Annotated in this window: 16 protein-coding genes; 13 read left to right on the top strand and 3 right to left on the bottom strand. The window is 61.0% G+C overall.

What is annotated here, in order from left to right; translation table 11 throughout:
* Positions 1-139: 139 nt before the first annotated feature.
* From CSV91_RS00615 to CSV91_RS00630, 4 genes are all read left to right on the top strand, one after another.
* On the top strand, positions 140-796 hold the full coding sequence (locus CSV91_RS00615) for an AzlC family ABC transporter permease (RefSeq protein WP_255413543.1): 657 nt from the start codon (positions 140-142) through the stop codon (positions 794-796).
* Positions 786-1,109, top strand: coding sequence for an AzlD domain-containing protein (locus CSV91_RS00620; RefSeq protein ID WP_099431405.1), 324 nt, complete (start codon positions 786-788; stop codon positions 1,107-1,109). Before CSV91_RS00615 ends, CSV91_RS00620 begins: the two co-directional genes overlap by 11 nt.
* A 140-nt stretch (positions 1,110-1,249) precedes the next feature.
* Positions 1,250-2,272, top strand: a complete 1,023-nt coding sequence (locus tag CSV91_RS00625; protein ID WP_099431406.1) for a 2-keto-3-deoxygluconate permease — start codon at positions 1,250-1,252, stop codon at positions 2,270-2,272.
* A gap of 190 nt (positions 2,273-2,462) precedes the next feature.
* The gene (locus tag CSV91_RS00630) at positions 2,463-3,605 is read left to right on the top strand and encodes a GGDEF domain-containing protein (protein WP_172622416.1); all 1,143 of its coding nucleotides are present in this window, start codon (positions 2,463-2,465) and stop codon (positions 3,603-3,605) included.
* 100 nt (positions 3,606-3,705) lie between these two features.
* Here CSV91_RS00630 and CSV91_RS00635 read toward each other — a convergent pair whose 3' ends face one another.
* Positions 3,706-4,641: a DMT family transporter gene (locus CSV91_RS00635; RefSeq protein ID WP_099431408.1), complete on the bottom strand. Its 936-nt coding sequence runs from the start codon at positions 4,639-4,641 to the stop codon at positions 3,706-3,708.
* A gap of 99 nt (positions 4,642-4,740) precedes the next feature.
* A complete protein-coding gene (locus CSV91_RS00640; RefSeq protein ID WP_099431409.1) occupies positions 4,741-8,487 on the bottom strand; it encodes a phosphoribosylformylglycinamidine synthase in 3,747 nt (1,248 codons plus the stop codon).
* Between the two features lie 184 nt (positions 8,488-8,671).
* Between CSV91_RS00640 and CSV91_RS00645 the strand changes: the two genes are divergently transcribed.
* Positions 8,672-10,234 carry a cation:proton antiporter domain-containing protein gene (locus tag CSV91_RS00645; protein WP_099431410.1) on the top strand — a complete coding sequence of 521 codons (1,563 nt, stop codon included), beginning with the start codon at positions 8,672-8,674 and terminating at the stop codon, positions 10,232-10,234.
* A gap of 211 nt (positions 10,235-10,445) precedes the next feature.
* On the opposite strand, the gene CSV91_RS00650 is transcribed toward CSV91_RS00645, so the two are convergent.
* Positions 10,446-11,789: a homoserine dehydrogenase gene (locus CSV91_RS00650; protein ID WP_099431411.1), complete on the bottom strand. Its 1,344-nt coding sequence runs from the start codon at positions 11,787-11,789 to the stop codon at positions 10,446-10,448.
* A 250-nt stretch (positions 11,790-12,039) separates the two neighbouring features.
* Between CSV91_RS00650 and CSV91_RS00655 the strand changes: the two genes are divergently transcribed.
* From CSV91_RS00655 to CSV91_RS00690, 8 genes are all read left to right on the top strand, one after another.
* The gene (locus tag CSV91_RS00655; RefSeq protein WP_099431412.1) at positions 12,040-13,206 is read left to right on the top strand and encodes an ABC transporter substrate-binding protein; all 1,167 of its coding nucleotides are present in this window, start codon (positions 12,040-12,042) and stop codon (positions 13,204-13,206) included.
* A 271-nt stretch (positions 13,207-13,477) separates the two neighbouring features.
* Positions 13,478-14,665: an ABC transporter substrate-binding protein gene (locus CSV91_RS00660; protein ID WP_099431413.1), complete on the top strand. Its 1,188-nt coding sequence runs from the start codon at positions 13,478-13,480 to the stop codon at positions 14,663-14,665.
* A gap of 139 nt (positions 14,666-14,804) precedes the next feature.
* On the top strand, positions 14,805-15,686 hold the full coding sequence (locus tag CSV91_RS00665; protein WP_099432746.1) for a branched-chain amino acid ABC transporter permease: 882 nt from the start codon (positions 14,805-14,807) through the stop codon (positions 15,684-15,686).
* A gap of 9 nt (positions 15,687-15,695) precedes the next feature.
* Positions 15,696-16,775, top strand: coding sequence for a branched-chain amino acid ABC transporter permease (locus tag CSV91_RS00670; protein WP_099432747.1), 1,080 nt, complete (start codon positions 15,696-15,698; stop codon positions 16,773-16,775).
* The gene (locus tag CSV91_RS00675; protein WP_055287178.1) at positions 16,765-17,625 is read left to right on the top strand and encodes an ABC transporter ATP-binding protein; all 861 of its coding nucleotides are present in this window, start codon (positions 16,765-16,767) and stop codon (positions 17,623-17,625) included. The genes CSV91_RS00670 and CSV91_RS00675 overlap by 11 nt, the downstream gene beginning before the upstream one ends.
* Positions 17,626-18,339 carry an ABC transporter ATP-binding protein gene (locus CSV91_RS00680; protein WP_006234438.1) on the top strand — a complete coding sequence of 238 codons (714 nt, stop codon included), beginning with the start codon at positions 17,626-17,628 and terminating at the stop codon, positions 18,337-18,339.
* 34 nt (positions 18,340-18,373) lie between these two features.
* Positions 18,374-18,556, top strand: a complete 183-nt coding sequence (locus CSV91_RS00685) for a hypothetical protein (protein WP_099431414.1) — start codon at positions 18,374-18,376, stop codon at positions 18,554-18,556.
* Positions 18,557-18,666: 110 nt separating this feature from the next.
* Complete coding sequence (locus CSV91_RS00690) at positions 18,667-19,344, top strand: copper homeostasis protein CutC (RefSeq protein ID WP_099431415.1); 678 nt, start codon at positions 18,667-18,669, stop codon at positions 19,342-19,344.
* The last annotated feature ends 1 nt before the right edge of the window (position 19,345 follow it).

The raw sequence follows: 19,345 nt of genomic DNA on the forward strand, positions 1-19,345 counted from the left end.
CTTTCGATCCGGTGGCAATTGTAGGCGAACTTTATTGCCACCGGTTGATATTTCTGCTGCGTTGCGAGGCGCGCTGCAGACGACTTACCAGAATGGGAGTGGCATGGTCCTTAGGATCTTTAAAATCGTCTGGCCAGTGATGCTTACCTATGTTGCAATAGGCGCGCCGTGCGGAATGATCATGGGGCAGACGGGAATGGAGCCCTGGATGGTCTTTGCTCTGAGCAGCACGTTTGTGACGGGCAGCGGCCAGTTTATGATCTGCAATCTTTGGCTGGCGGGCGTACCGGCACCTTCGATTATCGCGAGCGTCGCCGCCATCTCCTCGCGCTTCGCTCTTTATTCGGCATCGATCGCACCCCATCTGGCGGGCGCCTCGAAGCGTCAGACGCTGGCTGTTGCCGCGACGCTCACCGAGGAGGCATACGGCATCTCGCTTGCCAAGCTGGTTGAGGGGGAGGATTGGGGCCCGCGCGAATCCTTCGTGCTCAACGTGATCCTCATCGCGACATGGGGCGCTTCGTGCACGATGGGTGCCATCGTCGGTGCCGTTGTCGATGTTCCCACCGCTATTGCGAGTTTCGTCTGCACGTCGCTCTTTATCTGTCTACTCTTTTCGCAGCGGCTGTCGCGCGGCAACGTTGTCGCGGCGGTTTCGGGCGCGGTGTCCGTCGCCGTATGCAAGTTCTTGGGCCTCACGAATATTGCCGTGCCGGCAAGCGTCGTGGTCGGCATTGCCATTGCGCTGGCGTGCGATGCTGTATTAGACGGAAGAGGTGTCCGCGATGCCCGTTAACGAGTTCTTGGTTCTGTGGCTGTCGTCGTGGGCTGCTATCGCGTTCTTTCGCATCGCGCCGGCGTTCGCCTTGCGCGGGCGGACCCTGTCGCCCCGCATTACCGAGGCCCTGGGTTATATCCCGCCCGCTGCCTTTGCCGCGCTGGTCGCCAACGACTTGGTGAGCCCCGGCGCGTTCGACGCGGGACTCTGGCCTGCCTTGGTTCCCTGGATTGCGGCTGCCGGCGTCGTGGTGGTGGCAATCAAGACAAAGTCGATGTTGTGGTGCTGTGTTTCGGGCATCGTGCTCTATATCGTTTTGAGCCTCGTATAAGAGCGGGGCACGTTTAGCATCCCGGCCAACGAATCCAATTTTTCACCGAGCTGGTCTATTTCTTCTGGTACCATGGTCAAACTTTACTGTAGCAAAGCGTGACGTGGGCTTTTGTACCCGTCAGCGGAAATGGGGGTTTCATGGCACAAGAAGCAACCGCCAGCGAGCAAAAGAAATTCAAGGTCCCGCGCATCCCTGGCGACATCATGATTTATCCGATGATCGTCGGTCTTTTGCTCAACACCTTCTGCCCGCAGGTTTTTGAGATCGGCGGATTCTTTACGGCTGCCTGCCGCGGTGGCTCCAATACCATCGTCGCCGCGATCCTGCTGTTTGTGGGCGCCGGCATCAGCTTTAAGTCCACGCCGGGCGCCATCAAGACCGGCATCGTCGTGCTGATTCCCAAGCTGGTCGTCGCAGCGGCTCTCGGCCTGGGCGTGGCATATTTCTTTAACGACAACTTCCTGGGTCTGAGCTCCGTGTCTATCATCGGCGGCATCACGTTTTGCAACATGGCGCTCTATACGGGCATCATGGGCGAGTTCGGTGATGAGTCTGAGCAGGGCGCCGTCGGTATCCTGTTCTTTACGGCCGGCCCCGCCGTCACGATGATCATCCTCGGTGTTTCCGGCCTCGCCAACATTCCCATTGGCACCATTATCGGCTCCATCTTGCCACTCGTTATCGGCATGGTTCTGGGCAACCTGTTCCCGTTTATCAAAAACCTGCTGGTTCCCGGTGCCAATCCTGCGATTGCCGTCATCGGATTTCAGCTCGGTGCGTCCATGAGCCTTTCGAGCTTCATCACCGGCGGCATCTCGGGCATCCTGCTGGGCCTCATCACCCTCTTTATCGTTGGCCCCATCACCTTTGCCTTCGAGCGCTTGTGCGGCGGCAACGGCAAGGCCGCCATTGCTTGCTCCACCATCGCCGGCACGGCTATGACCACGCCGGTTGCCCTCGCCGAGGTCGCGCCGCGCTACGCCGAGCTTGCGCCCACCGCGTACGCTCAGATCGCCACCGCCGTTATCATCACGGCGATCATGGCTCCGATTCTGACTGGCTGGGTCGACAAGAAGTTCTGCCAAGGCAAGGAGGATCTGTCGCCTGTCGGTGTCGAGGCCATCGAGGAGGCCGTCGCGACTGACATCGATGGCGAGTAGCAATCGATACCCATCAATGATGCCGGCGTGTGCAATTCGCGCCGTATGGGTGCCCGAACAGAAACTGTTTTGCAGTGATGTTCGGGCGCTCTGCTATTATCCCCTTTACCCCTGCGGAGTAAAGGGGTGTTTATTGCCCTGATTCGAATTGGGCGATTCTGACCACTTGGATATTGAAGGGATGGCGCTAGTGGTTAAGGCACTCAAGATTGAGATATTCGTGCTATGCATGATTGTTCTTATCGGGCTTGCCGTGCGAAGTCGTCGCTCCTTGTTCTCGAGCACCCAGCAGCTATTGTTTAGCATGCTTGGCTACACCTCTGCCGCGTACATATTATTCGATATGATCTGGACGCTTTCGGACGGTGTGGACGGCACGTTGGGCATTGCTGCCAACTGGATTTCCAACGCGGTTTCGTTTTCGCTCTTTGCTATCGCGTGTCTCATTTGGTTTATCTATTCCGAGACGGTGCAGGGTTCTCGCCTTTTGACCTCGCGCTATAGGGTGGTGCTTGTAGCGTTGCCTACGGCTCTGGTGGTCGTGCTGGCGTTTACCAGTTACTGGACGCACGCCCTGTTCTATATCGATTCGCAGGGCGTGTATCGTCGCGGCTTTGCCTATATGATCCAGCCCATCGTCAGCTACTGTTACGTTATACATACGTCCCTGCATGCGTTTGTGCAATCTCGCAGGGTCGAGAGCCTGCAGACGAAGGCCATCTATCGAACCTTGGCATTTTTCGCCATTCCGGCCCTGGTGGGCGGTACCTTTCAGGTCGTATACTCGGTGCCCGGCCTTTGTGTCGGCATAATGATTAGCATGTTGCTGCTCTACATCATCTACCAGGAGCAGCTCATCTCGACCGACCCGTTGACTGGACTTAACAATCGCAACCGTTTTGAGACCTATATGCTGTCGCTCTTCTCAAATGTGGATCAGGCCGAAGATGTATATCTGCTTATGATGGACGCCGACGGCTTTAAGCAGATTAACGATCGCTATGGGCATGTGGAGGGCGACCACGCTCTTCAGGTCATATCCGCTGCGCTCAAAGAAGTCTGCTCGGCGTCTGGCGGCTTTATCGCACGTTATGGTGGCGATGAGTTCGTGGTGCTCCAAAAGGCAGTGGCGGAACAGGATATCATGCATCTGTGCGCGACAATCAACGACGAGCTCGCGCGCGTCGAGGTTCCGTATCTGTTGCGGATGTCCATCGGCTACGCACGGGTCGGTGACGGTGTCGATACCTGGCAAGACTTGCTTCGCGCTGCCGATGCGGAGCTCTACCGCGTCAAGGCCGAGAAAAAGAAAGCCGGCGTCCAGATACGCTAGAAAAAGGGGTGCACGCTTGCGTGCGTGGCGGCCCTCAGCTCACCGATGTACTCCATTAAACTAAAGTATGTGAATCTCTCTGCTAAATACGGGCAGTTCGCTAGGCTTTTTTGGGTTTGTTGACGATGATGATGCCGCCGCAGACCAAGAGCAGGGCAACGATGACGGTAACGGGGCTCGTGCCAGCACCCTCGCCGAGCAGCAACGCGCTCAGAGCTACGCCAAAGACCGGGTTCATAAAGCCAAAGACCGAGACGCGGCTGACGGGGTTGACGGCGAGCAGGCGGGACCACAGCGAGTACGCGACGGCAGAAATAAGTGCCATATAAATGATGAGTGCGATAGCAGGGGCGATTGCGGTGGGGGATAACGTGCCACCCATCAAAAAGCCGATGGCGGTGAGGACCAGGCCGCCGACCAAGAACTGCCACCCGGCAAGCAAGACGCCGTCGTGCTTGCGCGAGAAGATGCCGATCAGGCAGGTCGAAAGAGCACCCGCGACAGTGGAGGCTAGGATAAAGCCCTCGCCATTGAGCCTGAAGCCAAAGGTGCCATCTGCGCCCGAGATGTTGACGAGCGCGACGCCGGCAAAGCCCAGCGCACAGCCAAGCACCTTGGCCGTATTGAGCTTCTCGGTGTGAAATGCCAGGGCGGCAAAGAGGATTGCGAGGAAGTTGGCGCTGGCCTCGATGATGGAGCTCGACATGGCGCTGGCGCGCGAGAGGCCCAGATAGAAAAAGAAGTACTGGCCGATAGTCTGGAAGAGCGACAACGTGAGGATGGGCTTGATGTCGCGCGCTTGCGGAACGAGCGGACGGCGCTGGGCCACACTCATGCCAACAATGACCAGCATGCCGGCAAGGGTGAAGCGCAGACCCGCGAAGAGCAGCTGCGAGGCGCTATCGTGCGCCGGGATACCAAAGAGCGCGTAGCCGATCTTGATGCAGGGAAAGGCCGATCCCCAGAGTGCACAGCAAACAAGACAGCCCAGGATGAGTCCGGGCAGGGTGGCGAGATACGGCTTGCGGCTTTCCATGATGTCCTTCCTATATGTGCGAAGCAAAAAAGAACCCGCCACCGGGAGTGCCGGTGGCGGGTGATGTTACCCGAGGGGATTGTACCCGATGGGATAGCTTTAAGCGAAGTAGGCTACGCCGCTCTCAAAGATCGGCATGAACTTGTCGCCGGGGACATGCTCGGGCACGTTGCGGTACAGGTTGTCGCCGCGACGCTCGGCATGGCCCATCTTGCCCAGGACGCGGCCGTCGGGGCTCGTGATGCCCTCGATGGCGAGTGCGGAGCCGTTGGGGTTGACGGAAAGATCCATGTTGGGCTTGCCGTCCTCGCCCACGTACTGCGTGGCGACCTGGCCGTTGGCAATCAGCTGGGCGAGTACCTCGTCGTTGGCGACAAAGCGGCCCTCGCCGTGGCTGATGGCGACGGTGTAGGGGTCGTCCAGGCTGCACTGCGACAGCCACGGGGACAGATTGGACGAGATGCGAGTGCGCACCAGACGGCTCTGGTGGCGGCCGATGGTGTTGAACGTCAGCGTGGGCGCATCGGGCGTGGCGTCGACGATGTCACCGTAGGGCACCAGGCCGAGCTTGACCAGAGCCTGGAAGCCGTTGCAGATGCCCAGCATCAGGCCGTCGCGGGCCTTGAGCAGGTCGCGGACTGCCTCGGTGACCTCGGGAGCGCGGAAGAACGCCGTGATGAACTTGGCGGAGCCGTCGGGTTCGTCGCCGCCCGAGAAGCCGCCGGGGATCATGACAATCTGGCTTGCACGGATGCGGCGGGCAAGCTCGTGGGTGCTCTCGGCGACGGCCTCGGGCGTGAGGTTGTTGATCACGAAGGTGTCGGCCTCGGCACCGGCTGCGCGGAAGGCGCGGGCGCTGTCGTACTCGCAGTTGTTGCCGGGGAACACGGGGATGATCACGCGCGGGCGGGCGATCTTGGCGCCGCCGTACACGTGGATATCCTTGGCGCGGAAGTCGATGGTCTCGACCTCGGGGGTCTCACCGGCGCTGCGGTAGGCGAAGACGCCTTCGATGCCGCTCTCCCAGGCCTCCTGGAGCTCGGCGAGCTCGATGACCTCGGAGCCGGTGTCGATGACATAGCCCTCGACGGTGGTGCCCAGGGGCTCGACGACAACGCCGTCGGCGACCTCGGGCAGCTCGGCATCCTCGGCGAGCTCGACGATAAAGCTGCCGTAGAGCGGGGTGAAGAGGCTCTCCACGTCCACGTCCTCGGCAAGCTCGATACCGATCTGGTTGCCGACGCACATCTTAAAGAGGCTCTCGGCGCCGCAGCCGTAGCCGGGCGTGGAGATTGCCAGGGCGTTGCCGGTGGCGGTGAGCGCCTCGACGGCGTCAAACGCGGCGAGCAGCTGCTGAGCGTCGGGACGGTAGTCCTCGCCATAGGTGGCGGGGGCGATGCGGACGACGCGGTGCGTCAGGCCCTTGAACTCAGGGGAGACGGCGCGCGCCGCGCGACCCACGGCCACAGCGAAGCTGATCAGAGTCGGCGGAACGTTAAGCTCGCCGGCCTCGTCCTCAAACGAGCCGCTCATGGAGTCCTTGCCGCCGATGGCACCGGCGCCCAGGTCGACCTGGGCCATAAGGGCACCCAAGACGGCTGCCATGGGCTTGCCCCAACGCTCGGCCTCGGTGCGCAGACGCTCGAAGTACTCCTGGAAGGAGAGGTAGGCGCGCTTGTGCTCAAAGCCGGCGGCAACGAGCTTGGCGATGGACTCGACCACGGACAGGTAGGCGCCAGCAAACTGGTCGGCTTCCATCAGGTAGGGGTTGAAGCCCCATGCCATGGCGCTTGCCGTGGTGGTCTCGCCGTCCACGGGGAACTTGGCGACCATGGCCGAGCTCGGGGTGAGCTGCGTCTTGCCGCCGAAAGGCATAAGCACGGTTGCGGCGCCGATGGTGGAGTCGAAGCGCTCGGAAAGACCCTTGTTGGAGGCGACGTTGAGGTCGGTGACGAGTGAGGTCATGCGCTCGGCGAGCGTGGTGCCGGCCCAGCTGGGCTGCCACACGCTGCGGGCGCACACGTGGGCGACCTGGTGCTTGGGCGCGCCGTTGGAGTTGAGGAACTCGCGGGATAGGTCGACGATGGCGACGCCGTTCCAGGCCATGCGCATGCGCGGCTCGGCGGTAACCTCGGCGATAACGGTCGCCTCGAGGTTCTCCTCGGCGGCGTAACCCATGAACTCCTCGACATCACCGTCGGCGACGGCGCAGGCCATGCGCTCCTGGGACTCGGAGATAGCGAGCTCGGTGCCGTCCAGGCCGTCGTACTTCTTTGTCACGGTGTCCAGGTCCACGTACAGGCCGTCGGCAAGCTCGCCTACGGCGACCGAGACGCCGCCGGCGCCAAAGTCGTTGCAGCGCTTGATCAGGCGACATGCGTCGCCGCGGCGGAACAGACGCTGCAGCTTGCGCTCGACCGGGGCGTTGCCCTTCTGGACCTCGGCGCCCGAGGTCTCGATGGACTCGGTGTTCTGGGTCTTGGAGGAGCCAGTGGCACCGCCGATGCCGTCACGGCCGGTGCGGCCGCCCAGCAGGATGATTTTGTCGGTGGGGGCGGGGCACTCGCGACGCACGTGGTTTGCCGGGGTAGCGCCCACGACGGCGCCGACCTCCATGCGCTTGGCCACGTAGCCGGGGTGATAGAGTTCGTTGACCTGACCGGTGGCAAGGCCGATCTGGTTGCCGTAGCTGGAGTAGCCGGCGGCAGCAGTGGTCACGAGCTTGCGCTGCGGCAGCTTGCCCTCGAGCGTCTCGGAAACCGGGACGGTGGGGTCGCCGGCGCCGGTGACGCGCATGGCCTGGTACACATAGCTGCGGCCCGAGAGCGGGTCACGGATGGCGCCGCCCACGCAGGTAGCGGCACCGCCGAAGGGCTCGATCTCGGTCGGGTGGTTGTGGGTCTCGTTCTTAAAGAGGAACAGCCAGTCCTGGTCCTCGCCATCGACATCGACCTTCACCTTGACGGTGCAGGCGTTGATCTCCTCGGACTCGTCGACATCGGTCATGACGCCGGTCTTCTTAAGGTACTTGGCGCCGATGGTGCCCATGTCCATGAGGCAGACGGGCTTGGCGTCGCGACCGAGCTCGTGGCGCATTTCCATGTAGCGGTCGAAGGCCTGCTGCACCACGGCGTCGTCGATCGTCACGTCGTCCAGGACGGTGCCGAAGGTGGTGTGGCGGCAGTGATCGGACCAGTAGGTGTCGATCACGCGGATCTCGGTGATGGTGGGGTCGCGATCTTCATCGCGGAAGTACTGCTGGCAAAAGGCGATGTCCGCCTCGTCCATGGCAAGACCGCGCTCGGAGATAAAGGCGGCAAGGCCGGCCTCGTCGAGCTCGCGGAAGCCGGCGAGCACCTCGACGGGCGCAGGCTCGGGGGTCTCCATGTACAGTGTCTTGGGCAGGTCGAGCGAGGCGATGCGCGCCTCGACGGGGTTCACCACGTAGTGCTTGATGGCCTCGACGGCGGCTTCGTCCAGAGCGCCCGAGATCATATAGACCTTGGCGGAGCGCACGGCGGGGCGCTCGCCCTGGCTGATGAGCTGCACGCACTCGCTGGCGGAGTCGGCGCGCTGGTCAAACTGGCCAGGCAGGAATTCGACGGCAAAGATGGCGCCATCGCTTGCGGGGAGCTCGTCGTAGGTCACATCGACCTGGGGCTCGCTAAAGACGGTCGGCACGCAGGAGCGGAAAAGCTCCTCGTCGATGCCCTCGACGTCGTAGCGGTTGATGATCCTCAGGGCCTCGATGCCCTTGATGCCGAGAATCTCGGTCAGCTCGCCCTTGAGCTGCTGAGCCTCGACGTCGAACCCGGGTTTCTTCTCCACGTAGATACGAGAGACCATTGGTTCCTGCCTTCCTGATCGGTTGGGCGTACGGTACGGTATGCGGCAGCGGTCGGTTTGCGGGGCGGGCCTCGCAGTCGCCTTGAGCCACATGTTTGTAAACCTCACTATGATACGACAGCTCGCGGCGCGTTGAGGACGGCGAGGGTGCTACAGTGAAGCGCAAACAAGAGAAAGGCATCACATGGCATTCGTTTCGCTCGCCATCATCGCGCTCGTGGCCTTTGCAAGCCCCTTCATCGCCTCGGCGATTCCTGGAAAACCCGTTCCTGAGACGGTCTTTTTGCTCGTGCTCGGCGCAGTGCTGGGACCTCATATGCTCGGCGTCATCCATGTAGATACCGAGGTCTCGCTTGTGTCCGAGCTCGGTCTGGCCTTCTTGTTCTTGCTTGCCGGCTTTGAGATCGATCCCAAGAGCATCACGGGCGTCGAGGGGCGCTACGGCTTGGCGACGTGGGTCGTCACGTTTGGTATCGCCTGGCTTGCCGTGCGCTTTACCCCGTGGTTCTCGGTCAGTCATTTCGACGGTATCGCCGTGACGCTTGCCCTTACTTCGACGGCGCTCGGCACACTCGTGCCCATCATGCGTGAGCGCTCGCTCACTGGCACGCGTGTGGGCGACTCGATTCTCGCGTATGGCACCTGGGGCGAACTTGGACCCGTGCTTGCTATGTCGGTGTTGCTGTCTGCCCGCACTGGCATCCAAACGCTCGTAATCCTTGGCTTGTTTGCGGTGGTTTGCGTGTTGCTGGCCGTGGTTCCAAGCCGCTCCAAGCGCGTCGGCAGCCGCTTCTTTGCGTTTGTCGAGGAACGTGCCGATACCACGTCGCAGACCTTCGTGCGCCTGACGGTGCTCATCCTGGTCACGCTCGTGGCGTTCTCGGCCGTCTTTGATCTCGACATCGTGTTGGGTTCTTTTGCCGCCGGCTTTGTCCTGCGCTATATCATCCCCGAGGGCAACCATACGCTCGAGACCAAGCTCGACGGCCTGGCCTACGGCTTTTTGATTCCGGTGTTCTTTACCGTATCGGGCGCAAAGATCGACCTGACGGCCGTGGTGTCGCGCCCGGGCTTGCTCGCGGGCTTTATCGTGGCGTTGTTGATTATTCGTGCCGTGCCCATTCTTATCTCTATGAGCATTTGTCCTGCGACGCGCGATGTCTCGGCGTATGGCCGCATCACCGTGGCGCTCTACTGCACCACGGCGCTGCCGATCATCGTTGCCGTGACGAGCGTTGCCGTCAACGCGGGTGCGCTGTCGCAAGACATCGCGTCGATTATGGTTGCCGCCGGCGCCATCACGGTGTTCTTGATGCCATTGCTCGCGCAGCTCTTCTACCGCGTGGTCGATGCCGCACCGGTCGCCGCCGTGGCAGAGGTTGCCGAGCATCCATCCGATGCGCTCGACATCCTGCGCGCTCACCACGACCTAGCGAGCTTGCTCGCGCGCGAGCATGAGCTGCTGACTTCGCATGGCCATGGTCGCGTATTCGAGGGCCTGCCTACGCTCGATACGATTGCCGAGCGTCTTTCTGCCGAGGCGGCGAGCGGCCACATCGATGCCCGCATCGTGGACGCGGCGCACCTGCTTGCCGATAAGACCTATGGAGACGAGGTCGACCCGTCCGAGCTGACCCAGCGCGAGCGTCGCCGCCTGGAGCGCGCCAAGCTCGCCGTACGCGAATACCGCCGCCGCATGCTGGAGCTCTATGCAAGAGAAGAAGCCGAGGACGACGACGGTAAGTAGTCGATACTCTCTCGGGGAAGCCGCGTCCCGCTTTGAAGGCTCGGAACGGGATGTGGTTTCCGAAACGGGGACCGTTGGGAAACTGTGTCCCGTTTTGGGCTGAAATGCCGGGACGCAGTTTCCCTTACAAACAGAACAAGGCGCGCTGCCTGCGGTTGATGCAGGCAGCGCGCCTTTTGCGTTAAGCTCCGTTGAGGTTCGAAGTCGTGGACTAGTTGGCCATGACGCCTCCGGTCCAAGCCTCAACGTCCTCGATGCGCAGGACGTTGGCGACCTCGGCCACGCAGTCGACGCTGGCAAGCTCGGCGGCGGCAGCCTGGACGTCCTTCTCGAGCGCGCGGTGCGTCAGGAAGATGACCGAGCAGGCATCGCTAACGCCCGACTTGCCGTCCTCGACCTGGTTGATGAGCGAGATCGAGATGTTGTGCTTGGCAAAGATATCGACCGTCTCGGACAGGGCGCCCACGCGGTCGGCGACCTTCAGGCGCACATAGTACTTGGTCTGGAGCTCGTCCATGGGCTTAAAGGCGAGGTTGTGGCCATAGGGCTCAATCTCGGGCAGCGGAGCCACGCCGCGGCTGATCTGCTCGGAGAGCGATAGGATATCGCCCACGACGGCGCTTGCGGTGGGGAAGGAGCCTGCGCCGGCACCGTAGAACATAGTCTCGCCCACGGCGTCGCCTACCACGTAGACAGCGTTCATGGCGCCGTTGACCTTGGCAAGCATGTGGTCGGCGGGGATCAGCGTGGGATGCACGCGGACGTCGACACCGGCGTCGGTGTTGCGGGCGATGCCCAGCAGCTTGATGGTGTAGCCGAGCTCGCGGGCCTGGGCGATGTCCTCGGCGCCGATGGTACGGATACCCTGCTGGTACACATCGTCGGTGGTAACGCGGGTGCCAAAGCCGATGGAGGCGAGGATGGCCGTCTTGCTGGCGGCGTCGAAGCCGTCGACATCGGCGGACGGGTCGGCCTCGGCATAGCCCTTGGCCTGCGCGTCGGCAAGCACGTCAGCGTAATCGGCGCCCTCGGCGTCCATGCGCGACAGGATATAGTTGGTGGTGCCGTTGAGGATGCCGGCGATGGTCAGGATCTTATTACCCACCAGGTCGTGCTCGAGCGTGCTGACGATGGGGATGCCGCCACCGCAGCTGGCCTCGCACTTAATCTGCACGCCGCACTCACGCGCCTTCTCGGCGAGCGTCTCGACATGACGGCCCAGCAGGGCCTTGTTGGCAGAGACGACGTGCTTGCCGTTCTCGAAGGCGGTGGTGAAGATCTCGGTCGCGGGGTGCTCGCCTCCGATGAGCTCGACGACGATATCGACGACTGGGTCGGTGACGACATCATGCCAGTCACTCGTAAAGGCCTCGCGCTCAATACCGGCTGCTTCAGCCTGCTCCCAGGCAAGCGCGCAGGCGCGGGTCAGCTTAAGGTCGATGCCGTAGGCGGCCAGGTACTCATCGTGGTGGCTCTTAATCAGGCGGGCCACGCCGCCGCCGACGGTTCCCAGACCGATGAGGCCGACGTTCACGGTGCGCAGGGGTTCGCTCATAGATAGCTCCTTCGTGCATCTTATGGATGGATTAACCGCTTAAAGGTTGAGTGCATTCTAGCGTGAACCGAGGGCGCGTGCTCGCCAGGCAACAGGAGTCGCACAAAACGGCACCCCCGAAACGCTGCGGAAACATTGGAAACATGCTCGCTACAAACGGAACTCCGTAACAAACTGTCAACGTTTGCGCCATAAGGTTTGCCCCGTACCGCAAGACGGCCGCACCGCGGCCAGCGAAAAGGGGGACACCATGTTCAACATCAACAGCACGCTCAGCCGTAGGAACTTTCTCGCCGGCGCCGCGGCGCTCGGCAGCACCGCCGCGCTCGCTGGTTGTTCGTCGGGTAGCTCGGACGGCGGCTCCGCCGATGACGGCAAGACCTTCAAGATTGGTGTCATCGGCCCTCTGACTGGCGCCGCGGCAACCTATGGTGTTTCGGCCGAGAAGGGTGCCAAGCTCGCCGCCAAGGATTTCTCGACCAAGGACCTCAAGCTCTCGCTTAAGTCCGAGGATGACGTCGCCGACGGCGAGAAGGCCATCAACGCCTTCAATACCTTGTGCGACTGGGGCATGCAGGCGCTCGTCGGCCCCGTCACCACCGGTGCTGCCGTCGCCGTCTCGGGCGAGATTGCCGACGATATGCTCATGGTCACGCCTTCGGCTTCGTCGCTCGACGTCACCAAGGACAAGACCACGGTCTTCCAGGTTTGCTTCACCGATCCCACCATGGGCGCCAGCGCCGCGAAGTTCTTGGCCGAGAAGTATGCAGACGCCAAGATCGCCCTGTTCTACAACTCCGGCGATACGTACAGCTCGGGCGTTGCCGATGCCTTTGCCGAGCAGGCCAAGGCATCCAAGCTCGACATCGTCGATACCGAGACCTTTAAGGACGACTCCTCCACGAGCTTTACCAACCAGCTCACCAAGGCCAAGGAGGCCGGCGCCACGCTTATCTTTGCCCCGATCTACTACACGCCGGCGTCCGTCCTGCTCAAGAACGCCAAGGACATGGGCTACGACATGACGCTCATGGGCACCGACGGCATGGACGGCCTGCTCTCCGTTGAGGGCTTCGATACCTCCCTTGCCGAGGGCGTATTGCTCATGACCCCGTTCTCTGCCGACGATGAGAAGAACGCCGACTTCGTTAAGGCCTATAAGGATGCCTACGACGAGACGCCTAACCAGTTTGCCGCCGACGCCTACGATTGCGTCCACGCCATCGCCGAGGCTATTGATAAGGCGGGCATCGACATTACGGCTGACGGCGCCGACATTGCCGGCGATCTTGCCAAGGCCATGCGCAAGATCAAGATCGAGGGCCTGACGGGCGAGCTCACGTGGAACGACGAGGGCCAAGTCGAGAAGCCCGCTACAGCCTATGTGATCCAGGACGGCAAGTACATCGCCGCCTAAGTGCATATACAACGAGACCGGTGGGGTCGTTGCATTCAGGACGAGGACGCTTGTAACAGAACAGAAACATTACTTTCACACAATAAAGTGGCTAAACTGCATAAACTAATAGAAATACACATAAATATGGATAAATGGACAAAACAAAAGAAAAGTTGAAATAATCGTCACTTTTCTCAACTAAAGCGTCTACTATTTTGCGAACGCCGAACACGGCGAAGGATGGCCTGTCGGGTAACCGAAACCCGACGAGATTTGAGAGGAGAGCCGCATGTCGAGCCTCACCGGTAAGTCATTGAACCCTGTTATGAATCGCAGGAGCGTTATCGCGAGCGCAGCAGGTCTGGGGGCGATGTCCATTCTAGCTGGCTGCTCCTCCAACGGCGGCGACAGCGGTTCCGCTTCGGGCGACGCTTCGTTTAAGATCGGCACCATCGGCCCGCTGACCGGCGCCAACGCGTCCTACGGCAAGTCCGTTACCCAGGGTGTCGAGCTTGGCTGCAAGGATTTCTCGACCAAGGAGCTGCCGCTTGCCAGCAAGGCCGAGGACGACCAGGCCGATGGCGAGAAGGCCGTCAACGCCTTCAACACCCTGCTCGACTGGGGCATGCAGGCCCTCGTCGGCCCGACTACCACGGGTGCGTCGGTTGCCGTTGCCGCAGAGTGCGGTAACGACCCCAAGACGTTCATGATCACCCCGTCCGCGTCCTCCGAGGATGTCACCGACGGCAAGGATTGCGTCTTCCAGGTTTGCTTCACTGACCCCAACCAGGGTGTCAACGCTGCCAAGTTCCTGGCGCAGAAGTATGCGGACGAGAAGTTCGTGCTGTTCTATAACTCCGGCGACGCCTATTCTTCGGGCATCGCAGATTCCTTTAAGGCCCAGGCCGCTGAGTCCAAGCTCGAGGTTGTTGACGAGGAGACCTTTAAGGACGACTCCGCCACGAGCTTTACCAACCAGCTGACCAAGGCCAAGCAGGCCGGCGCCACCATGATCTTTGCGCCGATCTACTACACGCCGGCGTCCGTCCTGCTCAAGAACGCCAAGGACATGGGCTACGACGTCAAGATGATGGGCTGCGACGGCATGGACGGCATCCTGGGCGTTGAGGGCTTCGACACCTCCCTTGCCGAGGGCCTGCTGCTCATGACCCCGTTCTCCGCCGACGACGAGAAGAACGCCGACTTCGTCAACGCTTACAAGGATAAGTACGGCGATACCCCCGACCAGTTTGCCGCCGACGCCTACGACGGCGTGCACGCGGTGGCCGAGGCCCTCAAGGAGGCCGGTCTTGGTGTCGACGCCGACCCGACCGAGGTCGCCGAGAAGCTGTCCAAGGCTATGCTCAAGATTACCGTTGACGGTCTGACCGGCAAGCTCACCTGGAACGATAAGGGTCAGGTCCAGAAGGAGCCCACAGCGTACGTCATCACCGATGGCAAGTACGTACAGGCCTAATAAGCCGCCTTACATAGAGCGGTTTTGATCCCAAGCAGGGGAGGTTTTGGCCTTCCCTGCTTGCTTGGTATCTAGGGACAGTGTAACGTCCCTGTTTCATACATTAACTGGAAACCTATTCGAAAGGGGGATGTGGAACATGACGGTCTTTATCCAATACCTGGTCAACGGCCTGTCCATGGGCAGCGTCTACGCCATCATCGCGTTGGGCTACACCATGGTCTACGGTATCGCCAAGATGCTCAACTTCGCTCACGGCGATGTCATCATGGTCGGTGCCTATGTCTCGTTCTGCGCCACGTCGTATCTCGGCCTCCCGGGCTGGGCATCTGTAGTTCTCTCTTGCGTGGTCTGCACGGTTCTCGGTGTTCTCATCGAGGGTCTGGCCTACAAGCCGCTGCGTCAGGCGGGCCCGCTGGCCGTTCTGATCACGGCCATTGGCGTGTCTTACTTCCTGCAGAACGCCGCGCAGCTTCTGTGGGGCGCCACGCCCAAGAACTTCACTTCGCTCGTCACCTTCCAGGTGCCGGAGTTCTTGGCCAAGTTTAACGTAAGCGCCGTCTCGCTCGTCACCATCGTCGCCTGCCTGGTTATCATGGCCGGCCTGATGTTCTTTACAGGTAAGACCAAGATGGGCAAAGCCATGCGCGCCGTGTCCGAGGACAAGGCCGCCGCTCAGCTCATGGGCATCAACGTCAACCGCACTATTTCGATGACGTTTGCCATCGGCTCCGCCCTTGCCGCCATCGCCGGTGTGCTCCTGTGCTCCTACTCGCCGGTCCTGCAGCCCACCACGGGCGCCATGCCTGGCATCAAGGCCTTCGACGCCGCCGTTTTCGGCGGCATCGGCTCCATCCCCGGTGCCTTTGTCGGTGGCATTCTCATCGGCATCATCGAGGCGATGGCGCAGGCTTACATTTCCACGAGCCTTGCCAACTCCATCGTCTTTGGTGTTTTGATCATCGTCCTGCTCGTCAAGCCTGCCGGCCTCTTGGGCAAGTACGTCCCCGAGAAGGTGTAGGTGAGCGTTATGAAGTTTCTTAAAGACAAGCAGACGCGTCACGACTTTGTTACGTATGCCATGTGCATCGTGGCATTTGCCATCGTGTTCTTTATGCAGTCTAACCACATGATCCCGCGCATGATCGCCGGTCAGCTGGTTCCCATCACGGCCTATATCGTCATGGCCATTTCCCTTAACCTCGTCGTCGGCATCGCGGGTGACTTGTCGCTGGGCCACGCGGGCTTTATGAGTGTCGGTGCCTATACGGGCATCGTTACCGCGGTCGCGCTGGAGAGCGCCGTCCCGTCCGATCCGATGCGCCTGATCATCAGCATCGTGGTCGGCGCTATCGCCGCCGCCATCTTGGGCTTCTTGATCGGTATCCCGGTACTGCGCCTGAGCGGCGACTATCTGGCCATCGTGACCTTGGCCTTTGGCGAGATCATCAAAGAGATCGTCACCTGTCTCATTGTGGGCGTCGACTCCCGCGGCTTGCACGTGATCTTTAACATCACGGGCAACTCTACGATCGACGACCTGCACCTGCTCGAGGACGGCACCGCCATCATCAAGGGCGCCCAGGGCGCCTCGGGCGTGTCGACGTACTCGACCTTCCTCGCCGGTGCCATCCTGGTCATGGTCGCACTCGTGATCGTGCTCAACCTGGTTCGCAGCCGTACTGGCCGTGCCATTATGGCCGTGCGCGACAACAAGATCGCTGCCGAGTCCGTGGGCATCTCCGTCACCGAGTACCGCATGATCGCCTTCGTAGTTTCCGCTGCCCTCGCCGGTGCTGCCGGAGCCCTCTTCGGCGGTAACTTCTCGCAGCTTTCCGCCACTAAGTTCGACTTCAACACGTCCATCCTCATCCTGGTGTTCGTGGTCCTGGGCGGTCTGGGCAATATGCGCGGCTCCGTCATCGCTGCAGCGCTGCTTACCGTGCTGCCCGAGCTGCTCCGTCAGTTCTCGGACTACCGCATGCTCATCTACGCCATCGTGCTGATCCTGGTCATGATTTTTACCAACAACCCGCAGCTCAAGGCGTTCTTCGCACGCATTAAGGATCGCTTTGCTCCCAAGAAGGAGGTGGCAGCCGATGCCCAGTAAGTTTGAGTTCAACAAGGGCAAGATGGTCCCGTATCCTTCTGGCGCCATCGTTCCCGACCGCGACCTGGGCGAGCGTCCGGCGCTCGAGTGCATCCACCTGGGCATTGAATTCGGCGGCCTTAAGGCAGTCGACGACTTTAGCCTAACCATCGGCAAGACTGAGATCGCCGGTCTCATCGGCCCCAACGGTGCCGGTAAGACTACGGTCTTCAACCTGCTCACCAAGGTGTACCAGCCCACGCATGGCACCATCCTGCTCGACGGTGAGGACACCTCGGGCAAGTCCGTCTACCAGGTCAACCGTATGGGTATTGCCCGTACGTTCCAGAACATTCGCCTGTTCAACACCATGACGGTGGAGGACAACGTTAAGGTCGGCCTGCACAACCAGGAGCGCTACTCTGGTTTTGAGGGCGTGCTGCGTCTGCCGACGTACTGGAAGCACGAGAAGGCCGCCCATGAGCGTGCCATGGAGCTGCTGTCCATCTTTGATATGGAGCACCTGGCAAACGAGCAGGCCGGCTCGCTGCCTTACGGCGCCCAGCGTCGTCTGGAGATCGTCCGCGCGCTTGCCACCAACCCCAAGCTACTGCTGCTCGACGAGCCTGCTGCCGGCATGAACCCGTCCGAGACCGCCGAGCTCATGGAGAACATCGTCAAGATTCGCGACACCTTCGGCATCGCCATCATGCTTATCGAGCATGATATGTCGCTCGTTATGAACATCTGCGAGGGCATCTGCGTGCTTAACTTTGGCAAGGTCATCGCCAAGGGCACGGCCGAGGAGATCCAGAACAACGACGCTGTTATTGAGGCATATCTGGGCAAGCAGGATAAGGGGGAGAACTAAATGGCAGAGCCGATGCTTTCCGTCTACAACATCAACGTCTGGTACGGCGCCATCCACGCCATCAAGGACATCTCCTTTAACGTCAACGAGGGTGAGATCGTGGCCTTGATCGGCGCCAACGGCGCCGGTAAGTCCACGACGCTTAAAACCGTTTCGGGCCTGCTACGTTCCAAGACCGGTTCCATCAAGTTTATGGGCGAGGACATTACCCATACGCCTGCCGACAAGCTGGTGGGCAAGGGCCTGGCTCAGGTCCCCGAGGGCCGTCGCGCCTTTTTGCAGATGACGGTCGAGGAGAACCTGGAGATGGGCGCCTATACACAGCCCAAGTCCACGGTGGCTCCGGGCCTTGAGCGCGTCTACGAGCAGTTCCCGCGCCTGAAGGAGCGCCGTCGCCAGGTCGCCGGCACCCTTTCGGGCGGCGAGCAGCAGATGCTCGTTATGGGGCGCGCCCTTATGAGCAACCCCAAGCTGCTCATGCTCGACGAGCCTTCCATGGGCCTGGCGCCGATTCTGATTGAGCAGATCTTCCAGATTGTCGAGGACCTGCACAAGGCCGGCACCACGGTGCTTCTGGTCGAGCAAAACGCACAGATGGCGCTTTCCATCGCCACACGCGGCTACGTGCTCGAGACCGGCAAGATTACCATGACCGGCACCGGCCAAGAGCTCCTGCACGACGATAACGTTCGCAAAGCATATCTTGGTGGTTAGATAGTTACGGCGTTTTACCAAACGCCGTAACTACTTGACGCTGCAAGCCCGCCAGGGCGGCAATCTGCCTTTCAACTTCGGCGGCATTGACCTTCTGGTCATGCCGCCGAAGTTGAAAGGCAGATTGCTCGCCCTGGCGGGCTTTCGCTGTCGTTGCCAAAACATCGACGTTGTGGCAGATGCCAACGACTACTCCCTTTATGTTGCGGTGGAATAGGGACTAAATGGGAGCCTCAGGGGCCAAAAGAGTCCCTATTCCACCGCAACTTCATGGGGGTGTGTGACAATGCCCGTCGGAAAACATCTGCTGTCTTTGGGGGTCTATCTATGCTGTACGAGTTTTGTGCCGAGAACTTTGAGCGTGTGCCGGCGGCTATCGATGCCGGTGCAAGGCGTATCGAGCTGTGCGACAACCTTGCCGTTGGTGGCACTACGCCTTCGGCCGGCGTTATCAGCGCTACGACCAACTATGCTCACGAGCACGATGCACGGGTGATGTGCATGATTCGTCCGCGTGGTGGCGACTTTCACTACAACCAGGACGAGCTGCGTATGATGGAGATGGACCTGGGCCTTGCTGTGAGCGCCGGAGTTGACGGTCTGGTCTTTGGCTGCTGCAAGCCTTGTGCCGGCGGATGGGCGCTCGACGAGCTTACGTTGGGCGCACTCGTGATGGCTGCGGGCTGCGCGACCGAGGAATGCAAGCGTGAGCCCATCGACATCACCTTCCACATGGCGTTTGACCAGCTCTCGCCCGAGGCTCAGCTCGATGCGATTGATACACTTGCCGACTGCGGCGTTACGCGCATTCTGACGCACGGTGGTGCTGCCGGTGCGCCGATCGAGGACAACTTCGAAAACCTGGCCCGCTTGATCGAGTATGCGGGCGACCGCTTGACCATCCTTCCCGGAGGCGGCATTTCCACGGCCAACCGCGATACCGTGGCGGCGGCGCTAGGCGTCTCCGAGCTCCATGGCACCAAGATCGTGCCGCTGGAGGTATAGT

It is taken from the genome of Collinsella aerofaciens (assembly GCF_002736145.1).
In the GTDB taxonomy this organism is placed as follows: Bacteria; Actinomycetota; Coriobacteriia; order Coriobacteriales; family Coriobacteriaceae; genus Collinsella; species Collinsella aerofaciens_A.

Excerpts from the sequence above, each read along its gene's own strand:
- CSV91_RS00615 (WP_255413543.1), top strand. The coding sequence starts at position 140 with ATGCTTACCTATGTTGCAATAGGCGCGCCGTGCGGAATGATCATGGGG.
- CSV91_RS00620 (WP_099431405.1), top strand. The coding sequence starts at position 786 with ATGCCCGTTAACGAGTTCTTGGTTCTGTGGCTGTCGTCGTGGGCTGCT.
- CSV91_RS00625 (WP_099431406.1), top strand. The coding sequence starts at position 1,250 with ATGGCACAAGAAGCAACCGCCAGCGAGCAAAAGAAATTCAAGGTCCCG.
- CSV91_RS00635 (WP_099431408.1), bottom strand. The coding sequence starts at position 4,641 with ATGGAAAGCCGCAAGCCGTATCTCGCCACCCTGCCCGGACTCATCCTG.
- CSV91_RS00640 (WP_099431409.1), bottom strand. The coding sequence starts at position 8,487 with ATGGTCTCTCGTATCTACGTGGAGAAGAAACCCGGGTTCGACGTCGAG.
- CSV91_RS00645 (WP_099431410.1), top strand. The coding sequence starts at position 8,672 with ATGGCATTCGTTTCGCTCGCCATCATCGCGCTCGTGGCCTTTGCAAGC.
- CSV91_RS00650 (WP_099431411.1), bottom strand. The coding sequence starts at position 11,789 with ATGAGCGAACCCCTGCGCACCGTGAACGTCGGCCTCATCGGTCTGGGA.
- CSV91_RS00655 (WP_099431412.1), top strand. The coding sequence starts at position 12,040 with ATGTTCAACATCAACAGCACGCTCAGCCGTAGGAACTTTCTCGCCGGC.
- CSV91_RS00660 (WP_099431413.1), top strand. The coding sequence starts at position 13,478 with ATGTCGAGCCTCACCGGTAAGTCATTGAACCCTGTTATGAATCGCAGG.
- CSV91_RS00665 (WP_099432746.1), top strand. The coding sequence starts at position 14,805 with ATGACGGTCTTTATCCAATACCTGGTCAACGGCCTGTCCATGGGCAGC.
- CSV91_RS00670 (WP_099432747.1), top strand. The coding sequence starts at position 15,696 with ATGAAGTTTCTTAAAGACAAGCAGACGCGTCACGACTTTGTTACGTAT.
- CSV91_RS00675 (WP_055287178.1), top strand. The coding sequence starts at position 16,765 with ATGCCCAGTAAGTTTGAGTTCAACAAGGGCAAGATGGTCCCGTATCCT.
- CSV91_RS00680 (WP_006234438.1), top strand. The coding sequence starts at position 17,626 with ATGGCAGAGCCGATGCTTTCCGTCTACAACATCAACGTCTGGTACGGC.
- CSV91_RS00690 (WP_099431415.1), top strand. The coding sequence starts at position 18,667 with ATGCTGTACGAGTTTTGTGCCGAGAACTTTGAGCGTGTGCCGGCGGCT.